This is a genomic window from Roseateles sp. P5_B10, from assembly GCF_056400485.1.
Genome location: NZ_JBFULE010000371.1, coordinates 1 through 5,154, shown reverse-complemented (window position 1 = coordinate 5,154; position 5,154 = coordinate 1). Strand labels below are relative to the sequence as shown.

Annotated in this window: 6 protein-coding genes; 4 read left to right on the top strand and 2 right to left on the bottom strand. The window is 64.8% G+C overall.

Annotated elements, in window-relative coordinates:
- A partial coding sequence (locus AC1DU6_RS19600) for a DUF1631 family protein (RefSeq protein WP_477859019.1) occupies positions 1–1,270 on the bottom strand: 1,270 nt, incomplete at its 3' end.
- Positions 1,271–1,400: 130 nt separating this feature from the next.
- A complete protein-coding gene (mscL, locus tag AC1DU6_RS19595) occupies positions 1,401–1,823 on the bottom strand; it encodes a large conductance mechanosensitive channel protein MscL (RefSeq protein WP_457326200.1) in 423 nt (140 codons plus the stop codon).
- 174 nt (positions 1,824–1,997) lie between these two features.
- On the opposite strand from mscL, the gene petA reads away from it, so the two are divergent.
- The 4 genes from petA to AC1DU6_RS19575 all read left to right on the top strand — a co-directional run.
- Entirely contained in the window at positions 1,998–2,594 is a 597-nt protein-coding gene (gene petA / locus AC1DU6_RS19590; RefSeq protein ID WP_056192837.1) for a ubiquinol-cytochrome c reductase iron-sulfur subunit, read from the top strand.
- 18 nt (positions 2,595–2,612) lie between these two features.
- Complete coding sequence (locus AC1DU6_RS19585; RefSeq protein ID WP_056192833.1) at positions 2,613–4,019, top strand: cytochrome b; 1,407 nt, start codon at positions 2,613–2,615, stop codon at positions 4,017–4,019.
- Between the two features lie 20 nt (positions 4,020–4,039).
- Complete coding sequence (locus AC1DU6_RS19580; protein ID WP_056192823.1) at positions 4,040–4,810, top strand: cytochrome c1; 771 nt, start codon at positions 4,040–4,042, stop codon at positions 4,808–4,810.
- Between the two features lie 142 nt (positions 4,811–4,952).
- Positions 4,953–5,154, top strand: a 202-nt coding sequence (locus tag AC1DU6_RS19575) for a glutathione S-transferase N-terminal domain-containing protein (protein ID WP_477859016.1), incomplete at its 3' end; no start/stop codon positions are given.

Sequence of the window (5,154 nt, the reverse complement as noted above, 5' to 3'; positions counted from 1 at the left end):
CCTCAAAGGCACAGGCGAGGGACGCCATGCGATTGACGAACACGCGCACCGGGTGGCGGCGCGAGGAGAAGAAGGTTTCGTCGCCCAGGGCCACGCGCAGCACGGGCAGCTGCAGGCGGGCCAGCAGGCGCGCCATCTGCGGCGGCACCTTGGGGTCGGACAGGATCTGGTCGAACAGGCCGGCGACGACGTCGATGACCATGTGGTCCAGCCGGCCCGTGGCCATCTGACGCAGTTCGTCGCGATGCTGGTTGATCAGGTTGGGCGGCAGCGGCATCTGCCCCCAGGCGCTGGGCTCACCGCTGAGGGTGTCAAGGCCCATGCGGCTGGAGTTGCCGTGGCTGTCATAGGCCGGCTCGTAGGCGCCGGGCGTCTGCGCCAGGCGGCGCAGCAGGTCCATCATCTGGGGGTCGACCCGGCCAATGCCGCCGCTGCCTCCGCCGCCGCGGCTGCCAAAGCCGCCGCCGGCCCCACCGAAGCCGCTGTTGCGGCCGCCGCCGGGGCCTCCCTGGCTGCTCAGGCCACCATGCGCCGAGCCGCCGTAGCCGCCGCGGCTGGACATGCCGCCATGGCCCGAATCGAGATCGCCGGGTTGGGTGGCTGCGCCCAGGCCGCCGAGGCGCGAGGCGGCGCCATCCGGCGTCGCCCGCACGCGCAAGTCCTGGGGTCGCAGGCCGCGCGAGCGCAGCAGCTCGGCAATATCGGCATAGCAGGCGCGCATCTCCTGGGCCAGCGCGCGAGTCAATTCGTCAGTCAGCGTCTGGCGGGTGACAGGGTCGTCGGTGATGGCCTGGATGGCATCAAGCAGGCCCTGGCCGATGAGCTCGGGCCGCAAGGGGTTGCGTTCACCGACCTGGATGCCGGCGACATAGGACTCGACCTCGCGCAGCTCCCACTCACAGTGGTGGCCGATGGCCAAGCCGATGCGGTCCGCGGCTACCAGGTTGTTGACCTGGTCGTCGTCCATCAGCGAGAGCTCGCCCCAGGCCTTTTTGGCCGTGGGCGCCGCCTGCGGCGGCTTGGTATCGGATTGTTCGGCCGACACCTGTTTGCGCAAGCTCTGCACAAAACGCTGCGAGAACACGCCTTGTTGCTGGYGGAACACGAATTGAGCCGCGAGCAGGGTGTCGCGGCGCTTGACCTGCCCCGAGGACAGCGCCGAAAGTCCGAGACCTTCCGCGCAGCGCTCGGCCGCCTGCTCACCCGCCAGACGGATGCGGGTCAGCGAGGCTTCGAGGTGCGGGTTCAGGCGTATCTCTGGCGCGTTCATCAACTGGTGGCACGAGCTGCGTCGAAAGTATCGCGCCTGCAACAGGTGCGGGTTTTCAACCAGTTGCCAAATTCCTGGCACAAAAAAGCCCGGTAACCATTGCTTACCGGGCGACGGGCGGCGCGAGAGCTTAGCGCTTCAGCGAATCGCGAATCTCCCGCAGCAGTTGAATGTCTTCCGGCGTGGCCGGCGGCTCGGCCGGCGCGACCGCGGCTTCGGGTTCGCGCTTGAGGCGGTTGATCTGCTGAATCATCAGGAAGATGACGAAAGCCAGGATGATGAAGTTCAGCGAAACGGTCAGGAAGCTGCCATAGGCCAGCACGGCGCCGGTTTTCTTGGCTTCGGCCAGCGTCGTGGCCGTCTGGCCGGCCAGCGGGATGAAGTAATTGCTGAAATCCAGGCCGCCGAAGATCTTGCTGACGACCGGCATGATGACGTCGCCGACCAGGGAGTCGACGATCTTGCCGAAGGCGCCGCCGATGATCACGCCGACCGCCAGGTCGACGACATTGCCTTTGACGGCGAACTCCTTGAACTCGGAGAAGAAACTCATGCGGGGCTCCTGGATGGCGATGTCTGTGAGATGACTCGGACGGATGTTGGCGCCAAGTCCGGCGAGCTAGAAGGCGGGTAAACCTGCGGTCGGTCGTCGCTTGGCCGAGCCTCGGGTAAGCGTCCGTTAGAATCCTGGGCTGCCCCTGATCAGAAGTCTCTTTAGAGGACCCTCATGAGTGACCAGCAAGTGGACCAAGGCAAGCGCACCTGGTTGATTGCAACCGGTTGCGCCGGCGCCGTTGGTGGCGTTGCGACTGCCGTGCCCTTCGTCAGCACTTTTGCGCCGAGCGAGCGCGCCAAGGCCGCTGGTGCCCCCGTCGAGGTCGACATCTCCGGCATCAAGCCCGGTGAGAAGCTGACCGTCGAATGGCGTGGCAAGCCGGTCTGGATCGTGCGCCGCACGCCGGAACAGCTCGAGGCCCTGAAGAAGAACGACGGCCAGCTGGCCGACCCGAACTCAGACCGCAAGGCCTTCCCCATCCCCGACTACGCCAAGAACGAGAACCGCTCGATCAAGCCCGAGTACCTCGTCGTCGTCGGCATCTGCTCGCACCTGGGCTGCTCGCCGAGCGACAAGTTCGCAACCGGCGCCCAGCCCTCGCTGCCGGATGACTGGGCGGGCGGTTTCCTGTGCCCCTGCCACGGTTCGACCTTCGACATGGCCGGCCGCGTGTTCAAGAACAAGCCCGCGCCCGACAACCTCGAAGTGCCGCCATACATGTATCTGTCGGACACCCGGCTGGTCATCGGTGAAGACAAGAAGGCCTAACGGAGCACGGGACGAGACATGGCTGAATTCAAAGAAGCACCCGCAGGCGCCTCGGCAGGCGTGAAGACCATGACCTGGCTGGAGAACCGGTTCCCGACCGCGTTCGACGCCTACAAGGTCCACATGTCGGAGTACTACGCGCCGAAGAACTTCAACTGGTGGTACATCTTCGGCTCGCTGGCGCTGCTGGTCCTCGTGATCCAGATCGTCACCGGCATCTTCCTGGTGATGCACTACAAGCCCGACGCAGGCCTGGCCTTCGCGTCGGTCGAGTACATCATGCGCGATGTGCCCTGGGGCTGGCTGATCCGCTACATGCACAGCACGGGCGCCTCGGCCTTCTTTGTCGTTGTCTACCTGCACATGTTCCGCGGCCTGATCTACGGCAGCTACCGCAAGCCGCGTGAGCTGGTCTGGATCTTCGGCTGCGCGATCTTCCTGTGCCTGATGGCCGAAGCCTTCATGGGCTATCTGCTGCCATGGGGCCAGATGAGCTACTGGGGCGCCCAGGTCATCGTGAACCTGTTCGCTGCCGTGCCCTTCGTCGGCCCGGACCTGGCGCTGATGATCCGCGGCGACTACGTGGTTGGCGACGCGACCCTGAACCGCTTCTTCAGCTTCCACGTCATCGCCGTGCCGCTGGTGCTGCTGGGCCTGGTGGTGGCCCACTTGCTGGCCCTGCACGACGTCGGTTCCAACAACCCCGACGGCGTCGAGATCAAGAAGCACAAGGACCCGAAGACCGGCATCCCGCTGGACGGCATCGCCTTCCATCCGTTCTACACGGTGCACGACATCTATGGCGTCTGCATCTTCCTGATGGCCTTCACCGCCATCCTGTTCTTCGCGCCGGAACTGGGCGGCTACTTCCTGGAGTACAACAACTTCATCCCGGCCGACCCGCTGAAGACGCCGGCTCACATCGCCCCGGTCTGGTACTTCACGCCGTTCTACTCGATGCTGCGCGCCACGACCGACACCATGGTCAACGTGCTGTGCGGCGTCGTCGCCGTCGCGGCCGTCGTGAGCTTCCTGAAGGGCAAGTTCGGCGGTGCCGCCAAGGTGGCCCTGCTGGTGGCGGCCGCCGTGCTGATCTTCCTGCTCAAGGTCTTCGACGCCAAGTTCTGGGGCGTGGTCGTCATGGGTGGCGCGGTCATCATCCTGTTCTTCCTGCCCTGGCTGGATCACAGCCCGGTCAAATCGATCCGCTACCGCCCCGACTGGCACAAGTATGTGTATGCCGTCTTCGTCGTCTTCTTCCTGTGGCTGGGCTACCTCGGCATCCAGCCGCCGAGCGACGTGGGCACCTTGGTCGCCCAGGTGGGCACCYTGTTCTACTTCGGCTTCTTCCTGCTGATGCCCTGGTGGAGCCGCCTCGGCACGCCCAAGGCCGTGCCGGACCGTGTGACCTTCCACGCCCACTGAGCCGCGGAGCAACAACACCAATGAAAAAGCTGATCGCTCTCCTGCTGGCCACCCTGGGCTTCGTGGGTGCCGCCCAGGCCAACACCGGCGGCATCGAGTGGGACAAGTTCCCCAAGGAAAAGATGTCGGACATGGCGGCGCTGCAAAGCGGCGCCAAGCTGTTCGTCAACTACTGCCTGAACTGCCACTCGGCCGCCTACATGCGCTACAACCGCATGCGCGACATCGGCCTGTCCGAGGCCGACATCAAGAACAACCTGCTGTTCGCGGCCGAGAAGGTCGGTGAGACCATGAAGGTCAGCATCGACCCCAAGGACGCCAAGGCCTGGTTCGGCGCCAACCCGCCCGACCTGAGCGTCATCGCCCGCTCGCGTGCCGACGGTGCCAAGGGCTCGGGTGCGGACTACCTCTACACCTACATGCGGAGCTTCTACCGCGACGACACCAAGGCCACCGGTTGGAACAACATGGCCTTCCCCAGCGTCGCGATGCCGCATGTGATGTGGGAGCTGCAAGGCCAGCGCGCCGCCAAGTTCGAGGAAGTGGCCGACCCGCACGACCACGACAAGAAGACCCACGTCTTCGCCGGCTACCAGCAACTGACGCCCGGCACGCTGTCCGAGCGCCAGTACGACGAAGCCGTGGCCGACCTGGTTGCCTATTTGCAGTGGATGGGCGAGCCCGCGCAGGGCCAGCGCTTTCAGCTCGGCGTGATCGTGCTGATCTTCCTGTCCATCCTGACYGTGTTTGCCTGGCGACTGAACGCCTCGTACTGGAAGGACGTGAAGTAAGCCCGTCCATCCCGGCACCGCTCTCGGGCGGTGTCGAAACACGCAGTGGGGCGCGCTTGTAGCCACCCACTGCGTTTGCTTTTTCAGCGCGGCCCCAGCCGTCGCGCGTTTTTGATTGACTGACCCCTCGGGAGCCCAAGCCATGATGGTCCTTTACTCCGGTACCACCGACCCCTACTCGCACCGCTGCCGCTTCGTGCTGTTCGAGAAAGGCATGGACTTCGAAATCCGTGACGTTGACCTGTTCGCGAAGCCCGAAGACATCGCTTTGATGAACCCGTACAACGAGGTGCCCATCCTCGTCGAGCGCGACCTCATCCTGTACGAGTCGCACATCATCAACG